General features: G+C 49.5%; 26 protein-coding genes and 1 tRNA gene. 13 read left to right on the top strand and 14 right to left on the bottom strand.

From position 1 onward, the window contains the following. Window positions 1-34: 34 nt before the first annotated feature. Entirely contained in the window at window positions 35-1,657 is a 1,623-nt protein-coding gene (locus ACZ520_RS01665) for a peptide-binding protein (protein WP_464127234.1), read from the bottom strand. Between the two features lie 148 nt (window positions 1,658-1,805). Between ACZ520_RS01665 and ACZ520_RS01660 the strand changes: the two genes are divergently transcribed. Both ACZ520_RS01660 and ACZ520_RS01655 read left to right on the top strand, forming a co-directional pair. Then, window positions 1,806-2,861, top strand: a complete 1,056-nt coding sequence (locus ACZ520_RS01660; protein WP_088566477.1) for an agmatinase family protein — start codon at window positions 1,806-1,808, stop codon at window positions 2,859-2,861. Next, the gene (locus tag ACZ520_RS01655; protein ID WP_417867605.1) at window positions 2,854-3,213 is read left to right on the top strand and encodes an arsenate reductase family protein; all 360 of its coding nucleotides are present in this window, start codon (window positions 2,854-2,856) and stop codon (window positions 3,211-3,213) included. Before ACZ520_RS01660 ends, ACZ520_RS01655 begins: the two co-directional genes overlap by 8 nt. Window positions 3,214-3,457: 244 nt before the next feature. On the opposite strand, the gene ACZ520_RS01650 is transcribed toward ACZ520_RS01655, so the two are convergent. From ACZ520_RS01650 to ACZ520_RS01635, 4 genes are all read right to left on the bottom strand, one after another. Then, on the bottom strand, window positions 3,458-3,628 hold the full coding sequence (locus ACZ520_RS01650) for a hypothetical protein (RefSeq protein ID WP_464127231.1): 171 nt from the start codon (window positions 3,626-3,628) through the stop codon (window positions 3,458-3,460). A 203-nt stretch (window positions 3,629-3,831) separates the two neighbouring features. Next, on the bottom strand, window positions 3,832-4,902 hold the full coding sequence (gene dinB, locus ACZ520_RS01645) for a DNA polymerase IV (RefSeq protein ID WP_464127229.1): 1,071 nt from the start codon (window positions 4,900-4,902) through the stop codon (window positions 3,832-3,834). A gap of 32 nt (window positions 4,903-4,934) precedes the next feature. Beyond that, window positions 4,935-5,699 carry a lysophospholipid acyltransferase family protein gene (locus ACZ520_RS01640; protein ID WP_464127227.1) on the bottom strand — a complete coding sequence of 255 codons (765 nt, stop codon included), beginning with the start codon at window positions 5,697-5,699 and terminating at the stop codon, window positions 4,935-4,937. Window positions 5,700-5,734: 35 nt separating this feature from the next. Continuing rightward, window positions 5,735-6,610 carry a GNAT family N-acetyltransferase gene (locus ACZ520_RS01635; protein WP_416479599.1) on the bottom strand — a complete coding sequence of 292 codons (876 nt, stop codon included), beginning with the start codon at window positions 6,608-6,610 and terminating at the stop codon, window positions 5,735-5,737. Window positions 6,611-6,730: 120 nt separating this feature from the next. Between ACZ520_RS01635 and ACZ520_RS01630 the strand changes: the two genes are divergently transcribed. Next, window positions 6,731-7,249 (top strand): hypothetical protein, encoded by a 519-nt coding sequence (locus ACZ520_RS01630; protein ID WP_464127225.1) that lies wholly within the window; start codon window positions 6,731-6,733, stop codon window positions 7,247-7,249. Then, complete coding sequence (locus ACZ520_RS01625; protein ID WP_464127223.1) at window positions 7,246-8,130, top strand: cation:proton antiporter; 885 nt, start codon at window positions 7,246-7,248, stop codon at window positions 8,128-8,130. The genes ACZ520_RS01630 and ACZ520_RS01625 overlap by 4 nt, the downstream gene beginning before the upstream one ends. Here ACZ520_RS01625 and ACZ520_RS01620 read toward each other — a convergent pair. From ACZ520_RS01620 to ACZ520_RS01590, 7 genes are all read right to left on the bottom strand, one after another. After that, window positions 8,120-9,136, bottom strand: coding sequence for an L-threonylcarbamoyladenylate synthase (locus ACZ520_RS01620; protein ID WP_416479601.1), 1,017 nt, complete (start codon window positions 9,134-9,136; stop codon window positions 8,120-8,122). The two genes, ACZ520_RS01625 and ACZ520_RS01620, sit on opposite strands and share 11 nt — an antisense overlap. A gap of 46 nt (window positions 9,137-9,182) precedes the next feature. Further along, the gene (locus ACZ520_RS01615; RefSeq protein WP_464127221.1) at window positions 9,183-11,732 is read right to left on the bottom strand and encodes an ABC transporter permease; all 2,550 of its coding nucleotides are present in this window, start codon (window positions 11,730-11,732) and stop codon (window positions 9,183-9,185) included. Further along, window positions 11,732-12,397, bottom strand: coding sequence for an ABC transporter ATP-binding protein (locus ACZ520_RS01610; protein ID WP_464127219.1), 666 nt, complete (start codon window positions 12,395-12,397; stop codon window positions 11,732-11,734). Before ACZ520_RS01610 ends, ACZ520_RS01615 begins: the two co-directional genes overlap by 1 nt. After that, window positions 12,394-12,993, bottom strand: a complete 600-nt coding sequence (locus ACZ520_RS01605; RefSeq protein WP_416479602.1) for an arylesterase — start codon at window positions 12,991-12,993, stop codon at window positions 12,394-12,396. Before ACZ520_RS01605 ends, ACZ520_RS01610 begins: the two co-directional genes overlap by 4 nt. A gap of 66 nt (window positions 12,994-13,059) precedes the next feature. Continuing rightward, window positions 13,060-13,416, bottom strand: a complete 357-nt coding sequence (locus ACZ520_RS01600) for an RNA recognition motif domain-containing protein (RefSeq protein ID WP_088566485.1) — start codon at window positions 13,414-13,416, stop codon at window positions 13,060-13,062. A gap of 127 nt (window positions 13,417-13,543) precedes the next feature. Continuing rightward, on the bottom strand, window positions 13,544-14,029 hold the full coding sequence (locus ACZ520_RS01595; RefSeq protein ID WP_374031825.1) for a YajQ family cyclic di-GMP-binding protein: 486 nt from the start codon (window positions 14,027-14,029) through the stop codon (window positions 13,544-13,546). Window positions 14,030-14,228: 199 nt separating this feature from the next. Then, complete coding sequence (locus ACZ520_RS01590; RefSeq protein ID WP_088566486.1) at window positions 14,229-14,702, bottom strand: FKBP-type peptidyl-prolyl cis-trans isomerase; 474 nt, start codon at window positions 14,700-14,702, stop codon at window positions 14,229-14,231. Window positions 14,703-14,862: 160 nt separating this feature from the next. Between ACZ520_RS01590 and ACZ520_RS01585 the strand changes: the two genes are divergently transcribed. The 9 genes from ACZ520_RS01585 (at window position 14,863) to ACZ520_RS01545 (ending at window position 23,457) form a co-directional block, all read left to right on the top strand. Continuing rightward, window positions 14,863-15,396 (top strand): HNH endonuclease, encoded by a 534-nt coding sequence (locus ACZ520_RS01585; protein ID WP_088566487.1) that lies wholly within the window; start codon window positions 14,863-14,865, stop codon window positions 15,394-15,396. Beyond that, the gene (locus ACZ520_RS01580) at window positions 15,393-15,848 is read left to right on the top strand and encodes a GNAT family N-acetyltransferase (RefSeq protein ID WP_416479603.1); all 456 of its coding nucleotides are present in this window, start codon (window positions 15,393-15,395) and stop codon (window positions 15,846-15,848) included. The genes ACZ520_RS01585 and ACZ520_RS01580 overlap by 4 nt, the downstream gene beginning before the upstream one ends. Before the next feature lie 22 nt (window positions 15,849-15,870). Continuing rightward, complete coding sequence (locus ACZ520_RS01575; protein WP_088566489.1) at window positions 15,871-17,514, top strand: amidohydrolase family protein; 1,644 nt, start codon at window positions 15,871-15,873, stop codon at window positions 17,512-17,514. Continuing rightward, window positions 17,511-18,851: an AmpG family muropeptide MFS transporter gene (locus ACZ520_RS01570; protein ID WP_464128381.1), complete on the top strand. Its 1,341-nt coding sequence runs from the start codon at window positions 17,511-17,513 to the stop codon at window positions 18,849-18,851. Before ACZ520_RS01575 ends, ACZ520_RS01570 begins: the two co-directional genes overlap by 4 nt. A 177-nt stretch (window positions 18,852-19,028) precedes the next feature. Further along, on the top strand, window positions 19,029-20,300 hold the full coding sequence (locus ACZ520_RS01565) for an NAD(P)/FAD-dependent oxidoreductase (RefSeq protein WP_464127214.1): 1,272 nt from the start codon (window positions 19,029-19,031) through the stop codon (window positions 20,298-20,300). 44 nt (window positions 20,301-20,344) lie between these two features. Continuing rightward, on the top strand, window positions 20,345-21,454 hold the full coding sequence (locus tag ACZ520_RS01560) for a 3-oxoacyl-[acyl-carrier-protein] synthase III C-terminal domain-containing protein (protein ID WP_464127212.1): 1,110 nt from the start codon (window positions 20,345-20,347) through the stop codon (window positions 21,452-21,454). Beyond that, window positions 21,451-21,957 carry a hypothetical protein gene (locus ACZ520_RS01555; protein WP_088566493.1) on the top strand — a complete coding sequence of 169 codons (507 nt, stop codon included), beginning with the start codon at window positions 21,451-21,453 and terminating at the stop codon, window positions 21,955-21,957. The genes ACZ520_RS01560 and ACZ520_RS01555 overlap by 4 nt, the downstream gene beginning before the upstream one ends. A 78-nt stretch (window positions 21,958-22,035) precedes the next feature. Then, window positions 22,036-22,126 (top strand) — tRNA-Ser (locus ACZ520_RS01550). Between the two features lie 293 nt (window positions 22,127-22,419). Further along, window positions 22,420-23,457 (top strand): hypothetical protein, encoded by a 1,038-nt coding sequence (locus ACZ520_RS01545; RefSeq protein ID WP_464127209.1) that lies wholly within the window; start codon window positions 22,420-22,422, stop codon window positions 23,455-23,457. Between the two features lie 55 nt (window positions 23,458-23,512). Here ACZ520_RS01545 and ACZ520_RS01540 read toward each other — a convergent pair whose 3' ends face one another. Both ACZ520_RS01540 and ACZ520_RS01535 read right to left on the bottom strand, forming a co-directional pair. Next, complete coding sequence (locus ACZ520_RS01540; protein ID WP_464127207.1) at window positions 23,513-24,079, bottom strand: hypothetical protein; 567 nt, start codon at window positions 24,077-24,079, stop codon at window positions 23,513-23,515. Window positions 24,080-24,127: 48 nt separating this feature from the next. Beyond that, window positions 24,128-24,979, bottom strand: a complete 852-nt coding sequence (locus ACZ520_RS01535) for a hypothetical protein (protein WP_464127205.1) — start codon at window positions 24,977-24,979, stop codon at window positions 24,128-24,130. Between the last annotated feature and the right edge of the window lie 31 nt (window positions 24,980-25,010).

Here is a 25,010-nt window from a genome sequence, read left to right as displayed (position 1 = left end):
ATAAGAGACAGATAAACAACTCAGAGGAAGAAGCCTATTGAGGCTTCATCCACCAGTAGTCTGTACCAATTTCGTACTTAAATGTCTCTGCAGGAGTGCCCATGCGTGAAGAATTTGCATAGAATACGTACTTGTCGTTGAACAAGAACGCGTATGGAGCGTCTTCAGCGATTCTTCTGTAAACTTCTTTCAACTTAACAACACGTTTAGCTTTATTCGGCTCAACGCGAGCTTCGTCGATCAGCTTGTCCACTTCAGGGTTTTTGTAACCGATGAAGTTAGAACCACCTGGGATCGCACCGGAAGAGTGCCAGATTTGTTTTGGATCCGGATCAACAGAACCACCACCCCAAGCCATAGTCACAGCGTCGAAGTTACCTTCGTCAACCAGCTTCAGGAAGGAGTTCCACTCAAGATACTTAAGTTCCATGTCGATACCCGCTTTTTTCAGGTCTTCACGGTACATAGTCCAATATTTCTCTACGTCTTTATTAGGGTAGATCAAAGTGAACTTGAACTCAGATTTCTTGCCGTTAACGGTTTTCTCTAGAACACCGTTTTTGTCAGCGTCAGCCCAACCGGCTTTAGCCAGCAATTCCTGAGCTTTCTTCGGATTGAATTCCAAAGCTTTGTTGCCTGGGTTGTATTCGGATTTGATGTAAACCGCACCGTTGGCAAGGTCAGACATGCCGTAACGGAACTTTTTGTTCATCTCTTCGCGGTTCAACAGGTGAGCCAAAGCCACACGTACGTTTTTGTCCTGGAACAATTCTTTGCGGAAGTTCCAGCCCACAAAGCCGTAAGACTTAGGAGCGCTGTTGGCAACTTTGTGTTTAAGAACAGTTTTGCCCCAAGGAGCGCCTTCAGTTTTTTTCATGAAGGATTCGATACGCAGGTCAAGGTAATCAAGCTCACCTTTTTTAGCGCGCTCAAGCTGAACGTTTTCGTCTTTGTAGAAACGAAGAGTCACAGTGTCGAAGTTGTAAGCGCCTTTGTACAATGGCTCGTTCAGACCCCACCATTTGTCGAATTTCTTCAACTGGATCATTTGACCACGGTCGAATTTGGACATGGAGTATGCGCCCGTGCAGATCAACTGACGGTTCATTTTTTTGGATTTTTCAACATCGCCGTAGATGTGCTTAGGGATGATGGTCAAACCCGCAGCGGATTCGAAGTTTTTGAAGTACATGTCTTTAGCGGTGAATTTCACAGTGTGAGCATCAACCACTTCAACTTTGGAAAGACCTTCATAGTATGGACGAAGGTGAGCCGCTTCATATTTTGGCTCGAAGATCGCGTCGAAGGAGAATTTAACGTCTTCAGCTGTTACCGGCTTGCCGTCATGGAAGACTGCATTTTTACGAAGGAAGAAAGTGAAAGTTTTGTTGTCTTTGGAGACTTCCCACTTCTCAGCCAAACGAGGTTTCCAGTCATAAGTCTCAGAATCACGAGACAGAAGACCTTCACACACCATCGCTTGTACGTTGGAACCGTACACGTCAGTGCTTGTGATCGGATGAACTGTTGGTGGTTCACCGCCAAGATTGTTTACGAAATTTCCGCCTTTTGGTGCATTCGCATTTGGTGCGGCTGCAAAAGCGGGAGCTGTCAAAGCTGAGCTCAGTGCAAGAGCCAGGAGTCCCTTCATATTCATTGTGTTTCCTCCAAAGAATTTCGCTGGGAATTTAAGTGGTTCCCAAAGTTGGGTTAAAATGGGTTATGCGACAAAAATAATCAAGTTATTGCTCGATTGACGCCGCGCTTAAATGCTATACCATGGGGGCTAATTTAAGGAGTAAAAAATGTCTGAAAAGACTGTGAAATTCGACCCGACGACCACCATTTCTGCAGAGTTCGGAATCTTCGGAATTCCCATGACCGAAGAAGAGTCCAAGGTCGTTCTTGTACCTGTTCCCTGGGAAGTCACAACCTCTTACGGTGAAGGCGCCTCCCGCGGGCCTCAGATCATCCGCCAAGCCAGTGAACAGATTGACCTTTTTGACATTGAAGTGGGCAAAGCCTACGAAGTCGGCTACCACATGCGCGACTTCCCGGAAGACCTGTGCAACATGAACGACAAGTTCAAGGCTGTGGCTCAGGAGCTGATCGGAATGCGAACCAACCTCAGCGAAGACGAAGCCAAAATGAACAAGCTGGCCGCTCAGGTGAATGAAGCCTGCGAAGAGATGACCCAATGGGTTTACGATCAGTGCTCTGACGTCCTGAAAAAAGGAAAGCTTCTGGGTCTGGTGGGTGGGGATCACTCCACCCCACTGGGAGCCATCCGCGCCGTCAGCGACAAATACAAAGGCGAGTTCGGCGTTCTGCACATTGATGCTCACGCGGATCTGCGCACGGCCTATCAGGGCTTCAAGCAGTCCCACGCTTCCATTATGTATAATGTGATGACTGATGCTAAAAAGCCTCAGAAGCTGGTTCAGGTTGGCATCCGTGACTTCTGCGAGGAAGAATACGACTTCAGCAACTCCCGCGAAGACATCAAGACCTTCTACGACCTGGAACTGAAACGCCGCATGCTCAAAGGCGAAACCTGGGAACAAGTCTGCAAAGACATCATCAAGGAACTTCCGCAGAATGTTTACATCTCCTTTGATATCGACGGTCTGGATCCGGCCTTCTGCCCCCACACCGGCACTCCGGTTCCGGGCGGCTTGAGCGTGGATCAGGTCTTCTTCCTGTTCCGCGAAGTTCATGCTTCCGGCCGCAAGATCGTGGCTTTCGACCTGAATGAAGTTTCCACCGGCGGCCTTTCTGAAGAGGAAGTTGAATGGGACGGCAACGTGGGCGCGCGCATTTTGTATAAAATGTGCGGCTGGCTGGTGAAGAGCCATGCTTAAGGTTTACGAGTACGCGAAGTGCTCCACCTGCGTAAAGGCTTTGAAGTTTCTGGATGGGAAAAAGGTCAAGTACGACAAGCTTCCCATCGTCGACAAAGCTCCATCACAAAAAGAGCTGAAGGAAATGCTGGCCGCCCTGAAAGAGCGCGGCGGCAGTGTCCGCAACCTGTTTAACACTTCAGGTGTGATGTACAAGGAAATGAAATTAAGCGAAAAGCTTCCTTCCATGACGGAAGCTGAGTGCCTGAAGCTTCTTTCTGAAAACGGCAAACTGGTGAAGCGTCCGTTCGTCATCGGCGACGACACTCATCTGGTCGGCTTCAAAGAAGATGAATGGAAAAAAGTTTTCTAAAGCAAAAAGGTCCCTTACGGGACCTTTTTATTTTGTTCGATGGTGTGGACGAAATCCTGGAGGATGCTTCTTGCCGATCTCTTCTTCGAAGAATCCGTTCTTACGGCTGCGAAGAATGAAATAGAGTCCTCCAAAACTTATTGCCAGCGCCAAGATCACGACTGACAGGCTTATCATAACGACCTCCCATCACTGCCCTTATCTTTTCACAAAGAAAAGTGAGCAAATAGAGCGGATTCATTTTTCAGCGCCTGTTTCTCAACATATCAGCCAGCTTGACCAGCCATTTTTCCACAGACTTACGCAGAGACTGCCCTTCAGTCAGATCCTCTGCATTCACCAGAACGTGCAAAACCACGATCATCAGCGTGATGACCGCCATAGAGCCAGGAATCAATGCCAGAGCCGGAGACAAGCCCGACAGCTCCTGCTGTAACGCCCTAACGGTGAAGGCCTGAATAACGAAACAAGGTGGCTATGAGCAGGCCCGAAAACACGATTTTTCTCATAGTTGATGTCCTTTCTTGAACAAACGAAGCCGTTGTGGCCCCGCTGGTGGTCAAAGGACTGCTAAAGCAACAGTGATGCCAGAAAAAAATGCACCACCGATTTCCAGTTTTAAATGGCAAATTTCAACTGAGACGAATCAGCTTCTGACGAGGATTTCTTTTGTGTGCCTAAGCGAACCCCCAAACCCACCAGACGCACCGGCACCCCCCGGCGGCTCCAGGCCTTTTCCAACAAACGCTCAAAATCCTGCCGTGTCGGAAGCTCGTGGGTGACCTCTTCATGAGTGGTTTGCTTGAAATCGAAAAACTTAAGTTTGATCACCAGCCCCTTGATACGATCGTGATACTGCCCGCGATCCATCCGGCGCACGAAGTCCTCATACAGCGAAGGCAGCGTCTTCATGCACTCTTCAAGCGTGGAAAGATCCTTGTTAAAGGTTTCCTCCACGGTCAGTGACTTGCGCTCCCACTCGGTGACGACTTCGCGATGATCGATGCCTCGGGAAAAATCAAACAGTTCAGCCGCGCGCGAACCAAACCAGTGCGATAGCTCCAGCACGGTGTACTTCTGAATATCACCGCAGGTGCGAAGCCCCAGATCATGCATTTTCTGGGCGGTGACTCTGCCCACTCCAAAGATCTTTTCAACCGGCAGGTCTTTCACAAAAGTTTCCACATCCTGAGGTCTGACCACGAACTGCCCGTTGGGCTTTTTCCAGTCACTGGCGATCTTGGCCAAAAACTTGTTCGGCGCCACCCCGGCGGACGCCGTCAGGTTCAGTTCGGTGAAGATCAAACGACGGATTTCCTGCGCAATCAGGGTGGCGCTGCCACCAAACTGCTCACATTCGGTCACATCCAGATAGGCTTCATCCAGGGACAATGGCTCAATCTTGTTTGTGAATCTTTCCATGATTTCACGAACTTTGCGGCTTTCAGCTTTATATAAGTCAAAATGTGGAGGAATCAAAACCAACTGCGGGCACAGACGTACCGCTTGCGAAGAAGGCATCGCCGAACGCACACCGAACTTGCGGGCTTCATAGCTCGCAGTGCACAGCACGCTGCGGGTGTTCGGTGGTCCGCCGATTCCCAAGGGCTTCCCCTTAAGCTCAGGACGGTACTTCACCTCCACAGCCGCGTAAAAGCAGTCCATGTCGATGTGAATGATCTTCCTCATTTACACATTATTTACATATCGGACGGACTAAATCAAGTGGGATCTGCCTGCATCTCGGCCGGAGGCTGGGGCTCTGCCGGAAGACCTTTGACCGGAACGAACTTAGCCGAAATGGCCGCGTGGGCTTTGTCGGCAATCAGGCCCCGATCATCATCCGGGGTCGCGTAAATCGGCTCCAGGAATTCGATCTCACCTTTTACCGATTTCAAAACCGCGGACTTCCACATTGAGGTCGCAAAGGGAATGTCACCATACCAACAAAGATGATCACGCCATTTCAGGCTGAACTCTTCGCCATTCACTTCGCGGAAGTTGATCACCACCGGCTGAATCGGCACACCGGCCTGCGCCGCCGCCATCATCAGGGTTTTCTTAAACGGCAACACACGTTCACCATTGGTGGACGTCGCTTCCGGATAAAGCACCACACGGAATCCCGCACGCAGGGCATTCACGATGGACTTCATTTCATCCAGAATTTTTGTGCGACTGCGGCGCTCAACGTAAATGCAACCACCCATCTCAGTCAAAAGACCCAGGAACGGGGTTTCACGCATTTCGTTGGAAGTCACAAACAGCATCGGATGACAGGACGCCAGCATCAGAATATCAACAAAGCCCATGTGATTGGAAACGATCAGACACTTCTGATCATTTGCCGGCTTGTTGATAACCGTCAGATCCAGATTGAAAACCTTCAGAATCAGACCCGAGAAAAAGCGGGAGTTATTTGAAAAGCGCTGAAGCCTTTTCTGCGGGTCGCGCACCACCAGATGGCAGATGTACGACCACAACATGAATGTCAGGATAATCAGAACAAAGACAGTAAGTTTTAGGACTCCGCGGAGTCCAGCTTGAATCGCTTCCACAGGGTCCTATTTAAATCTTCCCGATGGAGAATGGTCAAGAAGTCAATGCACTGGAATTCACGATCCCACGCAGGCTCCCCGCCGATGTAGGCTCCGGCCTTCAAATAGGCGCGGCACAAAGGGGGAAGAAGTTCCTCAGCCTGGGCTCTCTGAGTCTCCGTGAGAGGGCTTCGGACTTCTTCTAAAAAGTGATTCAGCATCGGCATCGTGTAGGCCAGCGTCGGACGGGTGCGAAGCCCCGGCACAATACGCCCTTCCTCTTCAAAGTACCGGGTCAACAGGGCCGCATCGCGGGGATCATCCGTCTTCACCGTCGCGCAACCAAAAAGCATCTTTGAATCTGAGGCCGCCATGTATTCGGCAATTCCGCGCCACAACAGCGAAATCAAAACCCCGCGGCGGAAATCCTTGTGAATGCAGGCGCGCCCCAGCTCCAGCTTCACACCCGGCTGAGCCAGAATTGCATTCATCATGAATTCTTTGCCGGAATAAAATTCGTCGGTGAACAAAGAGCAGTTCAATCTATAGGTTCCCACGATGCGATTGCTGCGTTTTTCTTTGATGATCAGGTGGTCGCAGTCGAAGTCAAACTCATCGACGTCCACCCCTGTCGGGGCTTTCTTACCCTGCATTTCACGATGAAAGACCTCGTAACGCAGAGTCAGAGCCTCTTTCAGTTCTTCGACATCTGTCACCGTTTTAATTTCAAAAGGACCCACATCTGATTGAATATGGATCTTGGCTTTGAATTTGTGGATACGATTCAGACGCAGCTGATAGAAAGACTGCAGATTCGTGGAAACTCGCTCAAGACTTGCGTAAGCCAAAGAGTTGATCATCGAAGGCCCCCCTTAAGATCAGCTTCAGTGTAGCGGTGTTTAAATGTGAGGATTGTCAGAACTCTATCAGGATATTGTTGGCGTTCCCTTAAAGGGCTATGCTATGAGAAGGGTACATCTATGGAAACAACCGTTTTTCGCAAGACACTTTCCGATATCCCTCTGAGTCAGGAAGCTGAAAGCTACCTGAAGGAGATCGTTAAAAACCTGCCCCAGGACCTTTCGCCAGATCGTGCGGGTTACTACTCCAATGAAACTTCAGAGCTGCTGACGAAGGATGCAGCGGAACGTTTAGCGCAACATTTGAAAACTTGCGACACCCCTGTCAGCTTTGAAGACCTGCGCTCGGGCTGGAATGCCATCCTGGTGGACTATCATCGCCAGAACAACTGGGACTATCCGGTTCAGGCGCAGAAACCGGTGAAAGAACTGACCGAAGAACAAAAGACCGCACGCGAGTTGTGGCCTTATATCTGGGTGATGATCCAATCCATGATCATCCTGAAAACCGCCGTCTATTATTTCGGCATCACAGGTTCTGCAGATCCTTCAACCAGCAACACAGTCATGCTGGTCCTTGCCATCCTGACCTCGTTTGGAACCCTGGGCTTTTTCGCGTGGAGAAAATCCCGCAAATGAAATTGTTTCTATTTATCGCTGCGGGCCTGATCCTAAGCCCCACGCTGCTGAATATTCCCAAAACTGAAGCGGCATCCCTGCTGGGTACGATCGCGGCTTACGTGTTTTTATTTGCCGCAGGTCTGGAGCTGAGCCTTAAGAAAACTTTGGCGCATGTGAAGGAAGCGTCGTGGATCAGCGTGGGCGCTTTCATCTTCCCTTTGATTGCGGGATATGCGGGCGCCATGTATCTGCTTCCCGAAGGAAGCAACACTTTGTTTGTGGCAACGGCCATGGCTGTTTCCGCATTGCCGGTGATTATTCAGCTTTTGAAAGAAGCGAACCTTTACACAACCAATCTGGGCCGACTGATCGTCAGCGCTGCCACCTTGTGTGACATTCTGGCGTGGATCATGTTCTCGTTCCTGCTGCCACCCCAAAACATGGGTCCCTGGATCATTTCCCATTTACCGGTATTTGTGTTCATGGCGGGGCTTTTGATTTCCGACTGGGGTGTGGTTTCAGAAAAACACATCCAGCAGCTTGAAACCATCACACGCTGGATGTTTGCACCGATATTTTTTGTCACCATCGGCTGGGGCTTAAATCTGGTGCAGCACTTTGATGCCCGCCAGGTGGCGATTGTTACTTTGATTGCCTTTGCCGGAAAGATCATCGGATCCTACACAGTTTCCCGCTGGCGCAAATTCAATCACACCGACAGCATGACCATCGGGTTGTCCCTGAACGCCCGTGGTGCCATGGAGATTTTAATGGCCACTTTTGGCTTGAAGGCTGGCCTGATTGACATGACGTTGTTCACAAGTCTTGTTGCCATGGCGATTATCACCTCCATGGTTCCGGCTTTGACCTTCCGTTTGCAGAAAAAACTTAGACAATAAGAGACGCCGCTTTATTCAAGCGGTCGAACAAAGATTCCCAGCGTTCACCGGTCTGGTGAGCCTCGCGGTAAAACAGAATACAATCTTTCCCACGCGCGGCCACTTCACGCAAATGACCATAGAATTCACGGGTTGCCAGCAAAGGGTCCTCAGAAAGCTTCAGGATTTCATAGGAATGAATGCCCGCTTTGGGTTTGATGATCTTGATGCTTTCAATTTCATCCGGCAATTCGCCGATCTTTTCATTCACTTCCTTTAAAATGCTTTCCGGACTGCGGGAGGGATCCAGACACACCACCATTGGCACCGGCGGCATATAGTGATGCTTCATATGTCCTGGGGATTCGCGTTTGTCGACCTGTTCGATGAACTCGTACTTAAGGCCTTTTTCTTCCAGCACGCGTGCAAGATCTGACTTCAGAATATGCCCGCGGCGAAGAATCGAAAGCAGAACACCTTCAGGGCGGTGACGAACCAGCAAAACTGTGGATTCGATACCGATTTCACAATCGCCACCATCAACCACGAAAACATTTTCATTTTTGAATTCCACGCGCACATGCGAAGCCGACGTCGGTGACGTGCGACCAAACTTGTTCGCACTTGGGGCGGCCAAAGGCACCCCCACCTGCTGCAACAGTTCCAAAGCCAGCGGATGATTTGGCATGCGAATACCCACGGATTCCAGACCCGAAGTGATCATCGCATTCACGGAAGGATCCCGCGGAAGAACCATGGTCAGCGGACCCGGCCAGAACGCTTCTGCCAAGGCCTGGGACGCCGGACCCCAGAAGGCCGTGACCTTCTTGGCCTGTTCAATGGACGCCACGTGCACGATCAGCGGATCGAAGAAAGGACGCTCTTTGGTGGTAAAGATCTTTTCGATGGCCGACGGGATGTCAATACGGGCCGCCAGACCGTAAACGGTCTCGGTGGGGAAGCCGATGACTCCCCCTTCTTCCAGAATGATTTTGGCTTTGGCCAAGGCCTCGTTCGGCGTCATCATGGATACTTTTGTACATCAAAGCAGACGGGATTGAAAGGTTTCCCGTCTATTTTTCTTCCCGCAGGATGCTCAGGGCGCTTTCACGCACGATATCCAGACTGGCCAGCAGTGAAATCACCAGACTTAAAACGGTGATAATCACCACCGACAGCAGCGGCTGTACCAGCGAGAACTTGAAATCACTTTCAAAGATGAACGTATTCAGAGCAAAGCTCACCACCACGCTCAGGGCCGCCCCGAAGAACGATGCGATAAATGCCAGGAAAGCAAATTCCGTCAGAATGAAGCTGGCGACTTCCCCCCAACTGGCGCCGAGGATTTTTAACATGTTCAGTTCCCAACGGCGCAGTTTGATCTGACTGCGCACAATCGAAAACAGCACGATGTATCCGGTCAAAAGCGCCAGGCCCGCCATCAGCTCCAGGGACCAGCTCATTTTTTCGGCGGTCCTTAGGACATCATCCACCGTGCGCACAACATCAATTACAGACACGTTGGAAAATTCTTTGGCAATGGCGTTTTGCAATTCAGATCTCTGCTGATCCGGCAGGAACGGAATCGCCGCAATCCAGCTTTTCGGGGCCTCGTTCAAGACGCCGTTTTGCACCAGAATAAAGAAATTCGGCTGGAAGCTTGTCCACTTCACCTTGCGCAGGTTGATGATTTCGCCTTCCACTTCCACACCCTGCACATCAAAGACCAGCACATCACCAATCTTAAAGCCCATGCGATCTGCAAAGCGGGTTTCCACCGAGAGTTCGGCGCGCTTTTGTTTTTCCGGATCAAAGGGACCCGAGAACGGCCGGCCATCAATCATGATTTCGGAATCAGAAAGCCCTTCACGGAAAGACAGGTTCATCCCCCGGTTGCGGAAACGGGCTTCACGCTCTTCTTCCCGGGTTTTAAACCCTTGGGTTTCGAGCTTTCTTTCATAGTCCTGATCGTTCACCTTCAAGATGCGCGCGCGCACCAGCGGAGATCGGCCCAGAGGTTTCACGTCACGGTCCGCCAGAATCTTTTCCAGACCCGTCCATTGTTCATCTTGAATATCGAACATAAACAGAGACGGGATCTTGCTGTTGGCATCCATTTGGAATTCCGCCTGCAATGAGTTTTTCAACTGCGGCAGGATATTGATCAGCAAAGCCCCCAAGCCCAGCGCCACAAAGATCGCAAGGCTCGCCCCCGCCCGGCGGGACAGACTTAAGAAGCTGAACTTTAAGAACCAGCGGTTCAAGCCCCGTATCCAGCCAGCCATTTTAACGGTGCCATAACCGATCAAAAGCAGCGCCAGCACCACGGCGACCATTGATCCGACAAACAGACTGCCGATTTTCCAGGAATGAGCCTGGTACACTGAAAGGGCATAGAACAAAGCCACACAAGGCAGGAACGTCCAATAGCGACGCTGTCCTTCGCCCACCGCAAACTTTTCTTCACTGAACAGTTTCGCCGCACGCAGATCAAAGATCTTCATCAGGAACGGGATACTGACCACGAAGCTGCCAAACACCGCCATCAAAAGACAAATCAAGAACGCTTCCGGCGTCACCGTGGGACTCAGATCAAACGGCGTGAAGTTCGCCAGCAGTTTGCTGAGCAAAGGCAACACCAGCAGACTGAACAGCATCGTCGGAATGGTCGCCAACAGCCCCAGCATGGAGGCCTGCAGAATATAAACACTCACCGCCTCACCACTTTGCAGACCCAGCGTGCGCAAAATGGCGATTTCTTTCATGCGTGTCGACAGGAACAGACGATAGATGTAGGCCGCTCCCAGCGCCGACATAAACAGCGCTACGATCGCAACCAGGCCCAGATAATCAGACAAATAACCCAGTTGACGGCCGGAGTCTTCACCCGCCGTTTCAGGGGTTTCGACATTGATCTGCGGATCGGTCAAAACATTATAAAGCTGATCTCGCACCAGCTTGTGATCCGTGGTTTCTGGCAGCTTAAACAAGTGCGCCAGCGAGAACGTGCTTCCGTACTGCAAAAGACCTGACTGCGGCAAGAGTTCGCGGTTCACAAAAACTCTTGGCGCCAGACTGGCCATTCGGAAAGTTTGGGTCGCGTCTTTTTTTACAACATCAGAAATATTAAGTTTCAATTGCCCCAGTTGAATCTCATCCCCAACATCCAATCCCAGTTGGGATTTCAGCTCGGGATAAATCCACGCTTTGGGCGCTGAAAGAATATCTTTGTTGTCACTGCCCGCAGTGATCTGGCGGCCGGATTCAAGATCAAGCTCCCCATAAAACGGATAGGCCTGATCCACGGCTTTGACCAAAACCAGTCTTGAACCCTTGGACGAACTTAACATCGCAAAAAATTCATAGATCTTGCCTTCGGTGGCCCCGGCGGGAACCAGTTCCCGCATTTTCCTGGCTTCGTCCTCGGTCAGCTCGCGGCGTGCCGCCACGGCCAGATCCGCAGAAAGAATGGATTTGGCATTGGCCTGAATTTCAGTTTCCAGCGCCACGTTAAAGGCCTGCAGGGACACGAAGCCCGTCAGCCCAAGACTTAGATTGAATATAAAAAAGAGCCCAAAGCGCCAGCTACGCAAAAGCTCCCGGCAAGCAAGTCGGAAAATCATTAGGCTTCCTTCAACTGGCCTTCTTCAAGGCGCAAGGTACGTTCACATTTTTTCGCCAAAGCTTCACTGTGAGTGACAAGCAGCGTGGTGATCTTGTGTTTGCGAACCACGTCAAAAAACACATCCATGACTTTATCGCCTGTGTGGATGTCCAGGTTTCCACTGGGTTCATCAGCCAGAAGAATTTTGGGCTTCACCACCAAGGCCCGCGCAATCGCCACACGCTGACACTCGCCCCCGCTCAACTGACTTGGGAAGTGATTCAGACGATGCCCCAGGCCCAGTTCTTTTAGTGCTTCTTCAGCACGGACTTTGGGATTTTCCATTTTCAGAATTTCCAGCGCCAGCATCACGTTTTCCACTGCCGTCAAATGGGCAATCAGATGGTACTGTTGAAACACGACGGCGATGTTCTGGGCGCGGAACAAAGTCATTTGCTGTTCGCTCATCGGGGTCAGATTGATATTGTCGACCAGAATCTCGCCGCTGTCAGCGCGCTCCAGCCCCGCAAGAATTGAAAGCAAAGTGGACTTGCCACTGCCAGACTGACCCACGACGGAAACAACCTGTCCCGGCTGGATGGTGACATTAAGGCCTTTCAGCACCTGAATCTCGGACTCCCCTTGCAGGAAACCTTTTCTAACATCTTTCAGGATCAAACTCACAACGCCCCCTTTAGAACTGAAAACACATTGTCTGCGATTATCTTGTGACCTTCTTCGTTGGGATGAATCCCATCGGCCAGATTGTATTTTGGATTCCCCGCCACCTTGTCCAGAATGAAGGGAATGAAAGTCAGTTTGTATTTCTTGGCCAGTGACTCGTACATTTTTTTGAATTTGTCGGTGTAGTCTTTGCCGTAATTCGGGGGCATGTACAGACCACCCAGGATCACTTTCACCTTTTGTGACTGCGCATATTCGATGGACTGAGCCAGATGCTTTTCGCTGTCTTCGACTTTCAGACCGCGCAAACCATCATTCGCCCCCAAAGCCAGAAGCACCACATCGGGTTTTGACTTGAACACCCACTTCATGCGACTCAACCCCGAGGCGGTGGTGGAACCACTGACCCCGGCATTGATGATGGTCCATTCTTTTTTGCCGGCCTCATGAAGTTTCTTTTCAAGAACCGCCGGGAAGGCCGCGTCTTTGGCAACGCCATATCCTTCGGTGAGCGAATCACCCAGAACGATCAGTTTTTTTTGTGCAAAGGAAAGAGAACTGCAAAGAAGAATGAGGAAAAATAAAAAAGGTCTCATAGGGTTCCTATGAGACCTTAGTTTTTAAGACAATGACAAGTCCAGCTTCGTCAAAGTATGGGCTGCTTAGCGAGGACCACCGCGACCACCGCCGCCGAAGCCACCGCGTCTTTCGCCGCCGCCACCGCCGCGACCACCACCGAAGCCGCCACGACGTGGACCGCCTTCACGAGGAGCCTGAGGACGAGCCTCAGAGATATTGATCGGACGACCGCCCAATTCAATACCGTTGCCTCTTTCGATAGCTTGATCAGCAGCAGAATCATCGGACATCTCTACAAAGCCGAAGCCTTTAGAGCGACCAGTTTCTCTGTCCATGATCACTTTTGCTGAATCTACCGCACCGAACTGTGCGAAGTGTTGGTGAAGTGCCTCATCATCTACAGAATAAGGCAGGTTGCCTACATAAAGTTTCTTAGCCACAAAGACCTCCTATGGTTGGGCCATATTACCCGAGGAAGCCTTCGAACAAGATGAAATCGAGTACACTCACACGGGGACTTAACTAGCATTAACGCTAGCATAGCCCAAAAAACGTGCAAGCCCAATTTTAAGCGCGCATATTATTAAATTGTAAGGGAAGAGGGAAGTTTCCACCACGCACCAGACTGATGCATTCTTGAAGCTCATCAATACTTTTTGACGTCACTTTCAATTTATCATCTGCAACCTGAGGCTGCACTTTCAGCTTGGAATCCTTAATCAATTTAATGATATCCTTGGCGATCTCGCGGTCAATTCCCTGTACCAAAGTGACCTTCTGGCGAAGCATTCTGCCACCAGCCTCTTCGATCTTTTCGAATTTAATCGCTTTGATATCAATCCCACGACGATGCAATTTGGTTTGCAGAATCCCCGCCATCGCCCCAATTTTGTAATCATCCTCTGCCATCAGGACCATTTCTTTTTTATCCCATTGGAGTTCAGCCTTACTGCCTTTGAAGTCGTAACGAGCTTCAATCTCTTTACGCGCCTGATTTACGGCGTTGTCCACTTCCTGAACATCAATCTCAGAAACAATATCAAACGAAGGCATCGAAAAACTCCCAAATAAATTCAAAAGAAATTCAAAGTTAAAATCCGATCAGCCAATCCATCAAACTAAAATGAGGCTGATCAAAAGGGCTCAGCCGCAAGGCGGAGGGGTCCCCTTGAAGCGCAGGCGTGCTCCAAGCACGTCGAAGCGAAAAGGGTCCCCCGACAACGCAGTCGGATGGGCCCTTTTCATCGGCCGACTAGTGGCCGGAGTTGCCGTGGAGTCCGTGTGGGTGCCCATGCAGAACTTCTTCCGCCGTCGCCTCACGAATCAAAACCATCTCGATTGCAAACTCAAGATCCTGACCAGCCAATGGGTGATTGCCATCCAGGGTGACTGCTTCGTCAGTGATTTTTGTCACACGAACGATGTGAGCGCCTTGGCCCAGTTCCAAACGCAGGTGAGCACCCACTTCCAATTGTGGAAGGTGTGCAAGCTCAGCTTTAGGAACATCCATGAACATGTTTTCTTTAACTTCGCCGTAAGCGTCTTTCGCCGCCAGCTTCACAGTTTTTTTATCGCCCTCTTGCAGGTCTTTGATTTCTTCTTCCAATTTCGGAATGATTTGGCCAGCACCTTCAAGGAAAGGAAGTGGTTGGTTGCGCTCGGAAGCGTCCAATACAGTGCCGTCAGGTCCTTTAAGAACGTAGTTAAATGCCAAGACTCTTTTCATAAATATGCCTCCTGTAGCGCTTAAAACGTCGGTATCCCATTTTGGCCCTATTCAGGCAACCGAAAAGACCCAGTTCTTTTGAATATTTAACGAGACACTTGAAATTGAGACGCAGAGCTAGATATAATCATATTTAGGATCGCGCCTGAGGGGGGAAAGCATGATGCACATGTCCTCGCTGAGGTCCTTGTTGCTTAACTCCAGCTACGAGCCGATGCAGATCGTAGGTTGGCAAAAGGCCTTGGTATTGTGGTTTCAGGGAAAAGTGGAGATATTGGAATATCACTCTGCGTTTGCCCGGTCGGTACAACGAAGGTTTCAGCTGCCCAGTGTTTTGCGGCTGAAGACTTATGTTCGACCCCGGACTGCCGGAGCCGTCCGATTCTGCCGGGAAAACGTTTATATCCGCGATAATTACACCTGCCAGTACTGCGGCACCAAACTCGCCGCCAAGTTACTCACTCTTGATCACGTTGTCCCCGCCTCACATAACGGTCCGAAAAACTGGACCAACGTTGTCGCCGCCTGCCGGGACTGCAATCAAAGAAAAGCGAATCGAACGCCCCGCACTGCCAATATGCCTTTACTGAGCGAGCCCCGTGCTCCATCATGGTTGCCGACACTGCAACTGGAGATCGGCGAGGATCATGTGCCTCCCGACTGGTCGCCCTATCTAAGGCTAAATACTGGATGACGACAGAGTACGAATTTAAAACCATCTCAACCACCGACACACTTCCCATCCGTCAAAGAGTTCTTAAGCCTCACCTGCGCGCCGAAGAATGCGTGAATCCGGGAGACGACCTTCCGACCACGTTGCACTTCGGCCTGTTTATTTCCGGAAAACTTGTCTCGGTCGCGACTTTCATCCAGGAATCACACCCTGCATTTGCTGCCGGCCATCCGTATCGCCTGCGTGGCATGGCCACCGATGACAGCTATCGCGGTCAGGGCCTGGGACAAAAGCTTGTGCGTTTTGGTGTTGAAGAACTGAAAAGCCGCCGCTGCGACCTTGTGTGGTTCAATGCGCGCATCAAGGCTTTTCCATTCTATGAAAGACTTGGATTTTCATTCTATGGTCCGCTGTTTGATATCAAGGATATCGGGCCCCATAAAACCATGTACAAGCATCTTATTCCCCGTTAACCTTTTCTCTTAGGAGGAATCGGTGAATAAGGATGTTCACAATCAGCTGACCTCAGCACTGACCACCATCATCAGCGAAACCAACGGGATCTCACTTTCTGACACTGTTGATCTGCTTTTGTCTTCAAAACTTAAAACAGAGAATCTGGATGCCTACGGCCTGGTGGTCGAGTTCCGTGATTTACTGAATCGTTTTCAGATCAATCAAGTGACGATTTCATCGCTGCTAAAGCACCCGGTGTCCGCCGCCTTGTTTGAGTTCTTCAAAAACTTCCCGCTGAAATACAACGAAGAACACATTCACCTGACCGGCGCGATCACCGCAGAATTCATCTATCCCAGACTGAAAAAACTGCTGGAAGGCCCCGACAAAGACATCTATGAACAAAAGATCAAAGAAGTCTATGGCGACAAAGCCCTGCCTATTCGTTCGGTTGAAGATGTCGACCGTCTGATCCGCCTGCAGGAAAATGAAGGCTTTTCGCGCTATCTGAAAATTCTGTATCTTCCAAAATTGATCTTCATCAATCGCGAAGTTCACAAGGAAGCGGCCTATTCCATGGCCGAAGAGCTGTACTACAAATTCAACGTCGGCCGTGTGCGTTTGAAATTCTCGCTATCCCGTTCGACGGCAAGCTCCTCCGAACAGATTCCGGGCATCGACAACGTGACCTCGGAAGACGTGGTGCTGGGCCTTTATGACGGTTTCCGCGCCTTCCAGGAAAAACATCCGAACTTTGATTTCATCCTGTCGCCGTCTTTCAGAAAAGAAGCCAACCACTTTGATTCTGAAAAGTTCAAAAACCGCCAGGAACACTTCATGGAACAGATCAACGAACTGGTCGACATGATCGACAAGTATCCGTTCCTGGAGCGTCACTTGCGAGATGTCGACACCGTGGGTGATGAGCGCGAACTTTACCGCAAAGAGCATTTCAACGAAATGCAGGCCGGCTTCCGCAAACTTCAGTACCGTGGCTTTAAAATCCGTTCGCACCATGGTGAAACCTGGCACACTCTGAAAAAGGGCATCCAGGCCGTCGACAATGCCATGAACATCTGGCACATCGACACCCTGGAACACGGAATCAGTCTGGGTATCAACCCAAACAAATACTTCCACCGGATTTATCAGGACATTCTGGCCAAAAACCAGCAAGGCCTGCCGATTTCTGAAAAGGATCCGTTGTATCGCGAACTGACCGAGCTGGATTGGGGCTTCAACCGTCACGTCCTGGATAAAATCCTGAAAGGGACCAAGATCACGGCGGAAGAGGACATTTTGTTTGTAAAAGCCAAGTTCCACACTGCCCGCGAAGTTGAGCACTATCAGCACGACGTTTTAAATCGCATGATTCAAAAAGGCGTGACCCTGGTGTCCCTGCCGTCCTCAAACAACAAGCTGACCGGCAAGTTTGAAGACTACAAGGACCATCCGTTTTCGTGGTGGGAGAAAAAAGGCGTGCAACTGGGCGTTGGCACCGACAACCACGTGACATTGAACACGAACTTCATTTATGAAATGCTGATCCTTCTTTACACCGATGCGGTGAATTTGAAGATCACAAAACTATTGATGGTAACCACCGGCGAAACCCGCCGTCCTTACATCAGCCATCTTCTGTGGAAGATGCGAAAGCAACTTGGAAAGACCGCGCACCGATGACGACTGCAAAAAAATCTCGCCGCCTTAGCTGGATGGACACTATCAAGTCCCTGGCTCGTCCCAAAGTTTCTATTATGCTGGCCCTGGGCTTTTCCTCAGGCCTGCCGTTTATGCTGGTCGGAAACACGCTGGGGTACTGGCTGCGTGAAAGCGGCATTGCGCTGGCGACCATCGGGTTTCTTTCCTGGGTGGGCCTTGCGTACTCGCTGAAGTTTGTCTGGGCACCCTTGATTGATAAAATGAATGCACCGATTTTCGGGGCTTGGCTGGGACGCCGTCGCGGCTGGATGATCATCTCGCAAATTCTGGTGGGGATCTGTCTGTTTGGCATGGCCTACGTCAAACCCGAAGGGGGCCTGGCCTTGTTCACGCTGTTGGCGGCGATAGCGGCCTTTGCTTCCGCCACTCAGGACATCGTGGTCGATGCGTGGAGGATTGAAGTTTCTGATGCCAGCGAAGACATGGCCTTGCTTTCGTCATCGTATCAACTGGGTTACCGCGCCTCTTTGCTGGTGACAGATGCCTTGATTCTGATTCTGGCCGGCGCGATTGGCTGGTCGGTTTCTTATTCTGCCATGGGCGCCCTGATGGCCGTGGGTGTGATTGCGACACTATTTGCCGCAGAACCCAAGCACGGACCGGCGAATGTGGCTGGTGCTGTGTCTTTGTGGTCTGCGCGAGGTTTGTTCGATGCCGTTGCTGGTCCGTTTATCTCTTTCTTCAAACAGCACGGTCAGCGCGCTTTATTGATTCTGGCGGCAGTGTGCTTGTACCGCCTTTCTGACTTTGTCATGGGTCCGATGGCGAATCCATTCTATGCAGATCTGGGACTGAGCAAAGAAACTGTTGGGGCTGTTCGCGGGTCCGTCGGCTTGATCGCCTCGGTTGTGGGTGTGGCTGCGGCCGGTCTGACAGCCGTGCGTTTTGGCTTTATCTCGACGTTGCTTATTGGTGCGGTGATTGGTCCGGCTTCCAACCTTGGCTTCTCGGTTTTGGCGATGATGGGGCCAAGCACTGAAGTGTTTACAGGTGCCATGATCGTGGATAACTTTGCTACGGGCTTTGCCGGGACGGCGCTGGTTGGATACATGTCGAGTCTCACGACGCTCGGATACACGGCCACTCAGTACGCCTTGCTTAGTTCATTCTATGCTTTGTTAGGAAAAGTTCTGAAAGGCTTCTCGGGACTTGCGGTGCAGAAGCTCAACGAAACCCATGCTCTGATGGAATCCTATGCACTCTTCTTCCTGGGAACGGCGCTGATCGGGGTTCCAGCACTGCTGTTATGCATCCTGCTGGTTCGCAGTAACACAAAACTAAAATCCAGTACCAACTAGAAAGAGGCCCCCACGGGCCTCTTTTAGTTTTTGCTATCTGAAATTGCGCAAACAAAAAAAACAACAGTGTTGCATTTTCAGCAATACTTCTGACACCGATCTATTATGCAGCCTCTATCTGCATGATTCTTATTCTTTCTGATAAAGCAAAATGCTAGAGTGCTCTCAGAGGTTCATATGCCAAAAAAAGTCGTCATCGTCGGTGGTGGTTTTGCGGGGCTGAAAGCCGCGCGTGCTTTCGGAAACAATGAAGATGTTTCCGTCACTCTTATTGATCGTCGCAACTATCATCTGTTCCAGCCATTGCTTTATCAGGTAGCTACAGCGGGACTTTCTCCAGCAGAAATTTCCGGACCCATTCGCGGAATACTTTCCAAATACAAAAATGTCTCAGTCTTCATGGACAATCTTGAAAGCGTTGATCTGCAGAATAAGAAAATTCAAGTGCAGGATCGCAGCATTGAATACGACTATCTGATTCTGGCCTGCGGAGCCAAACACAGTTACTTTGCGCATCCCGAGTGGGAGGAAAATGCCCCGGGATTAAAAACTCTGGAACAGGCAACCGAAATTCGCCGCCGTCTTTTGATGGCCTTTGAAAGAGCCGAAAAAGAAACCGATCCGGATAAACAAAAGCAACAACTGACCTTCGTGATTGTGGGTGCAGGCCCTACAGGGGTCGAGCTTGCCGGCACCATTGGTGAAATCAGCCGTCACACTTTGACGAAGGACTTCCGCCACATCGATCCGTCCCGCACGCGTGTGATTTTAATTGAAGCGGGCCCACGAATTCTTGCGGCCTTCCATCCGGATCTTTCCCGCAAAGCCGCCGCCGATCTGGAAGACTTGGGTGTGCAGATTTGGACCAACACACGAGTCACGGATGTGAAATCCGATTCCGTGGTGTTGGGTGACGAAGTGATTAAAGCCGCCACCATCCTGTGGGCCGCGGGTGTTCAGCCCTCCAGCATCAACAAAACAATGGGTGCGCCACTGGATCGCGCGGGCCGAGTGATTATCGAGAAGGATTTAAGCCTGAAAGAACACCCGGAGGTGTTTGTTTTGGGTGATCAGGCTTGTTATCTGACTGAAACTGGCCAGGCCTTGCCCGGTCTTGCTTCGGTGGCTATGCAACAAGGGACCCATGCTGCGAATCAGATTCTGCGCGAAATTGACGGAAAACCCCGACTTGATTTTAAGTATCTCGACAAGGGCCAAATGGCGACAATTGGCCGGCGCAAAGCAATTGCACAAATCAGCAATCTGAAGTTCAGCGGATTCTTCGCATGGATTTTGTGGTTATTCATCCACGTCTACTATCTGATTGGTTTTAAGAACAAAGTCTTCGTTATCTGGCAGTGGGCCTATGCGTACTTCACATTCAAACGTGGAGCCCGGTTGATTGTCGATAAGGAATGGCGCTCCAAACCTAAGCCGCCTGTTTCGTAACACTGGATCTATTCAAGTCTTGAGGCTGTCCTTAGCCTCAAGGCATGTACTTACAAAACTTCCACTCCATTCAGCCTCCATATCAGAAAAACCAGAAGGAATGCCTTGAATGGCTTTCCGAAGCCCACAAGCTGGCACAGAAAAATCAGGGATACTCGCAAGAGGACTACCTGAAGATGCTGCAAAGGGTGGGCTGCCCGGAAACGCAGATTGAAAAAAGGTACTTCTTCATTCCCGACGTCGAACGCTCGAACTGGGACGACAAGCCGATTTATCCAGTCAAGGCCAATTCCCACGGCGTCAGCATGCACATGCGCCACGAGTACTATCACAAAACCGTGAAAGAACTTTTTGAGCGCATCTATTCAGAGCGCGCGTTTCCCGATGATCTGATTCACGTCAGCTGCACGGGATATATCTCGCCAAGCGCGGCGCAGATGACGGCAGTGAAGTCACCCAAACCGGTGACCGTGACTCACTCTTATCACATGGGTTGCTACGGCGCTTTCCCGGCTTTGCGCATGGCCTCGGGCTTTTTGGCGAATGAAAACATTCTTGGCAAAAAGCTGACCGTGGATCTGGTACACACTGAACTTTGCAGTCTGCATCTGAATCCGGAAGATCCGACGCTGGAACAAATGGTGATTCAAAGTTTGTTCGCCGATGGATGTATCGCTTATTCGATGTCGACTCAGCAACCTCAGAACGGGTTCAAGGTTCTGTCTCTATATGAAGAACTGATCCCCAACACCACCGCCGCCATGGAGTGGATGGTTTCGGACTGGGGCATGAAAATGAGCCTGTCCAAAGATGTGCCGATGATGGTGGGCGATAAGATTCGTGATTTCACCACACGATGGTTGAAAGAGCGCGGATACGATCTTGCCCACGTGGTTAAAAACGGCTTGTTCGCCGTTCACCCGGGCGGACCCAAAATCATCGATCAGGTTGTGAAGCACCTGGAGCTGGATCAGTCTCAAGTGGCCCACAGCCGGGCCTTGCTGCGCCAGCGCGGGAACATGTCGTCGGCAACACTTCCGCACCTGTGGGAGCAGATACTTCGCGACGACAGCGTGCCTTCCGGAACCCCCATCATCAGTTATGCTTTCGGTCCCGGCCTTACAGTGTGCGGAAGTTTGATGGAGAAGTTATGACAGTCAGTGCATTTTTAGTTGTGTCAGGAATTCAAGGGGCTGCTATTTTATTTGATGAGTTCGTGTTTCATCGCCGTCGCGGACTGCCACGGTGGGAACGTATCGGCCACCCGATCGACACCATGTCGGTGATTGCGTGTTTGTTGTTCCTGGCCTTTGTTAACCGGACCCCTACCACCGAAGTTATTTATTATATTATGGCGGGCTTTTCCTGCGTGCTGGTGACCAAGGACGAATGGGTTCACCGTAAGTTCTGCTCAGCCGAAGAAATGTGGCTGCATGCGATTCTCTTCCTGATGCATCCGCTGGTGCTGTTCACCGGGATGGCCGAATGGGAGGACAACCGCCCCCTGTTCCTGGCTGTTGCCGGAGGAATCTTCGTCTTTTTCGTCTATCAGGTGGTCTATTGGAATTTCGTGGAGGCTCAAGCCCGCAAAGCCAAGCAAAAGGCCCACTACGCCCGGGTTCGGCAGGAAGAACTGTACGAATACTTCGGAGAATAGGCCCAATTTTTTGGTACAAGTCCTTGCATTGCCGCGTTGCGCTATGATACTTTGGCTTCTCTTTACGTTCCTGTTTGCGGAGAGGTGGCCGAGTGGTTGAAGGCGCACGCCTGGAACGCGTGTGTAGGTCACAAGCCTACCGAGAGTTCGAATCTCTCTCTCTCCGCCATTTATTCCCAAAAAACTAAGCCAGAAAATTTGAACTAGAGACAATGAACGTCGGCCCGATTCGAACGAAAGAGTTCGTAAAAAGTCGCACGATGCGATCGCGCACTAGCGCGACGGCGAAGCCGCTTTTTAGGTGTTGGGCTTTGCCCAACAGTCGCGCAGCGACCAAGCCCAGGATGGGCGCAGCCAATCTCAGTCTTCATCTCTAATAGGCCCCAAGCCAATAGTTCAGTATAAACATAATTTAATTTAATTCCTTGCAGGGAACTTCTATTACAAATAAGCTTTAGAGAAATGAACTTTCCATCCTCTTTGCTAAAAGCAGAAATTAAACTATTAAAAATTGGGATAGCTGCAGGCGCGCTAGGATATGTAGTCGGACGCCAAGGCGATGACTTAGATCGCACGCTGATACCTTTAGTTATAGGCATTGCTATAATCGCAACTAGCCCAGTGCTGGCGCTCGCGGAAGAAAACTTCGACAAGATTTGGAGACTTTCTTCCAGGAAGAATAAGCGTTCTAAAAATGAATGTCGCGAGCTTATTCTACGTGTCCTAGTAAGTCTTGCATTCCTCTCCTACATCGGGATCTTGGTTTATCTGGTGTGGGCCGAATCTCGACCGACAAGCTCCTTGGAACTAATAATATTAAAAATTACTTTCCTCGCTGCAGTTCCTGCAATGTATATTGTTATCGCCGCATGGATATTCGAAGAATTTGGCGAAGTATCTGAAAAGATGACCAAAACAAAAAAAGTAACGCTAGTCATAATAGCTCTAGTAACTATTGGCTTCGCATTTAGAGCCGGGGTGACCATCGGAAAGTCCAACAGAGTTTCAGATAAACAAGCCCAACAAACAATTGAACAACCAACTCTACAACCTAAAGAAAAAGAGGAGAAAAACTTGAGCAGCGATGTAAAGGCCGCGCTTTATGGCGCAATAATAGGTGGAGTATTAACATTTCTTTCAACATACTTCTTTGAAATCGTGAAATCGAACCAAGCAAAAAAGAAGGCCATTAGGGTATTTCAACACCTTCATAAGGAATGGAAAGACGCCAATAGACAAACAGCCGGCGGCAACTCCCAAAAACAGGCATATAGAATTCTTCTGCAGGTCTGCGCAAACACCAGAGAAACGATTGTAAGCAACCCTTGTGATAAAATCACAACTCTCTATTTACAATATAGCTCAATTTTATTAGAGATAAACGAGCATATTCAAACAGGCCAAAATGGCCTTGTACACTATCCGGTGTCGAGATTGGAGTCCACTTACACAGAATTTTCGAATGCAGTCGAAGAAATGGCGTGCTGCGAAAGGGCGTAAGTAAGAAACTATCAACAACCATTCCGTTTTTTTAAAAAATCCAAAGCACTTTCTCCTAAGTGGACTTTGCAGAAGAAATGTCTTTTTTTAAGAATAAACCGATAAGATCATTCTTAGAAATTCCAGCATTACTTTCACCCAAATCTAGTCTCATTTCTCGAAATAGATTATCAACTAGTTCGATCTGATTTACCCCACCCTCGCCAGCATCTGATCGCCACTTAATAAAAGCTTTGACAGCGCCTGGCCCACCATAGACTACAATTCTAGATGTAAAGCTGTAGAAGAACTCCTCAGTATTTTCAGGTAAAGTATCTTCGCCTTGCTTACCATCCTTTGACTTTCTCATTATCTCGATTAATATCTTCATAAATTCATTGTAGATTTCCGCCTTCTTTTCCCTGTGGGCCTCAAAAGCAATTCGCTCTTTGCCCTTTCTTGAATTATAAGACGCGATATATACAGAAGACAGGATCGTTGCAACAGCAGCAACCAATGCCGCCCCAATATTAGAGTCAACCTTCTTAAGTGCCGAAGCAAGCCACAAAATTAACTCATAGCCAAGATACCCCAACAAAAGCAAAAGAAGAAGACCAATACAGGTGTAAAATTTTTCTTTCATATACAAGATACCAATTCAAAAAAAGTTTCTAGCAACTAATGATGTCTATTACTTCGCAACCAAATTTCCTACAATCGCACTGATAATGGATAAAGTCAGGAATGCAAAAACAGCTTTCTGTAAAAATCTAAACTTCACAACTTGAAAAACTAGTTCGTTAATTGGAAACAGCCATCGCGTCCAGTTAAAGAGAATTCGGTAGCAGTAAGTTAGCGCAAGTAGTCCCGTTAAAAAAGCAACTGCAACAACTGCAGGGCTGATCCCTTCAGTAACTTTCACAATAGACTCATTATTACCAAACAACATCAGAATTAAGACCGGATAAACAATCAAAAACAGAACAAAGTCATATAAGTTTCTACGATGTAGAACTCTATTCATTACTTCACATCCAGACAGCTCATCGACAATCGTCGCATAAGTTCCTTTTGTCCAGTTCTCGGTCTTTCCTTCTACATTTAGTTCATTTAAATGTGCCGTCTCATCCGAAGGCCGCGTACTAAAGTCAAAAATATCGACACTTGTAAAATCCAAAGTTAACCTGAATGTGTTGGGAACATAAAAAGAAGAATCTCTATCTGCAGAGATGTCATTTAAGTAAAGGGGAAAGCCAAAGTTATCGATAACAATCTTCGTAACTTTTTTAGGCAAGTCTCCCAGAGACAAGCCTCGTGGATCAAATGACAGAAAGTACTCGCCATTATCACCATATATCTCAGTTCTTAACCTGTGATATTCCGTAAAAGGCGAACCATCTGGGTTCTTCAAATTGGCGTATGTGTCAGGATTTGCATCTCGATTTATCTCCGTAAGAACCCGCAAAATCCTATTCAAATCTGAACTAGAAAATCTATAAGAAGATAAAGTAGACCGCCGACGAAAATGCTTACCTAATGCCATAAGCTTCTTGTCGTCATAAGCTACAAATAAT

The organism is Bdellovibrio sp. BIS2 (genome assembly GCF_055398295.1).
The sequence above is the reverse complement of the archived record's forward strand: the minus strand, read 5'-3'. Positions and strand labels throughout refer to the sequence as shown.

Coding starts and splice junctions, on each gene's coding strand:
- ACZ520_RS01665 (WP_464127234.1), bottom strand. CDS start 1,657: ATGAATATGAAGGGACTCCTGGCTCTTGCACTGAGCTCAGCTTTGACA.
- ACZ520_RS01660 (WP_088566477.1), top strand. CDS start 1,806: ATGTCTGAAAAGACTGTGAAATTCGACCCGACGACCACCATTTCTGCA.
- ACZ520_RS01655 (WP_417867605.1), top strand. CDS start 2,854: ATGCTTAAGGTTTACGAGTACGCGAAGTGCTCCACCTGCGTAAAGGCT.
- dinB (WP_464127229.1), bottom strand. CDS start 4,902: ATGAGGAAGATCATTCACATCGACATGGACTGCTTTTACGCGGCTGTG.
- ACZ520_RS01640 (WP_464127227.1), bottom strand. CDS start 5,699: ATGTTGTGGTCGTACATCTGCCATCTGGTGGTGCGCGACCCGCAGAAA.
- ACZ520_RS01635 (WP_416479599.1), bottom strand. CDS start 6,610: ATGATCAACTCTTTGGCTTACGCAAGTCTTGAGCGAGTTTCCACGAAT.
- ACZ520_RS01630 (WP_464127225.1), top strand. CDS start 6,731: ATGGAAACAACCGTTTTTCGCAAGACACTTTCCGATATCCCTCTGAGT.
- ACZ520_RS01625 (WP_464127223.1), top strand. CDS start 7,246: ATGAAATTGTTTCTATTTATCGCTGCGGGCCTGATCCTAAGCCCCACG.
- ACZ520_RS01620 (WP_416479601.1), bottom strand. CDS start 9,136: ATGATGACGCCGAACGAGGCCTTGGCCAAAGCCAAAATCATTCTGGAA.
- ACZ520_RS01615 (WP_464127221.1), bottom strand. CDS start 11,732: ATGATTTTCCGACTTGCTTGCCGGGAGCTTTTGCGTAGCTGGCGCTTT.
- ACZ520_RS01605 (WP_416479602.1), bottom strand. CDS start 12,993: ATGAGACCTTTTTTATTTTTCCTCATTCTTCTTTGCAGTTCTCTTTCC.
- ACZ520_RS01595 (WP_374031825.1), bottom strand. CDS start 14,029: ATGCCTTCGTTTGATATTGTTTCTGAGATTGATGTTCAGGAAGTGGAC.
- ACZ520_RS01590 (WP_088566486.1), bottom strand. CDS start 14,702: ATGAAAAGAGTCTTGGCATTTAACTACGTTCTTAAAGGACCTGACGGC.
- ACZ520_RS01585 (WP_088566487.1), top strand. CDS start 14,863: ATGATGCACATGTCCTCGCTGAGGTCCTTGTTGCTTAACTCCAGCTAC.
- ACZ520_RS01580 (WP_416479603.1), top strand. CDS start 15,393: ATGACGACAGAGTACGAATTTAAAACCATCTCAACCACCGACACACTT.
- ACZ520_RS01570 (WP_464128381.1), top strand. CDS start 17,511: ATGACGACTGCAAAAAAATCTCGCCGCCTTAGCTGGATGGACACTATC.
- ACZ520_RS01565 (WP_464127214.1), top strand. CDS start 19,029: ATGCCAAAAAAAGTCGTCATCGTCGGTGGTGGTTTTGCGGGGCTGAAA.
- ACZ520_RS01560 (WP_464127212.1), top strand. CDS start 20,345: ATGTACTTACAAAACTTCCACTCCATTCAGCCTCCATATCAGAAAAAC.
- ACZ520_RS01555 (WP_088566493.1), top strand. CDS start 21,451: ATGACAGTCAGTGCATTTTTAGTTGTGTCAGGAATTCAAGGGGCTGCT.
- ACZ520_RS01545 (WP_464127209.1), top strand. CDS start 22,420: ATGAACTTTCCATCCTCTTTGCTAAAAGCAGAAATTAAACTATTAAAA.
- ACZ520_RS01540 (WP_464127207.1), bottom strand. CDS start 24,079: ATGAAAGAAAAATTTTACACCTGTATTGGTCTTCTTCTTTTGCTTTTG.
- ACZ520_RS01535 (WP_464127205.1), bottom strand. CDS start 24,979: ATGGCATTAGGTAAGCATTTTCGTCGGCGGTCTACTTTATCTTCTTAT.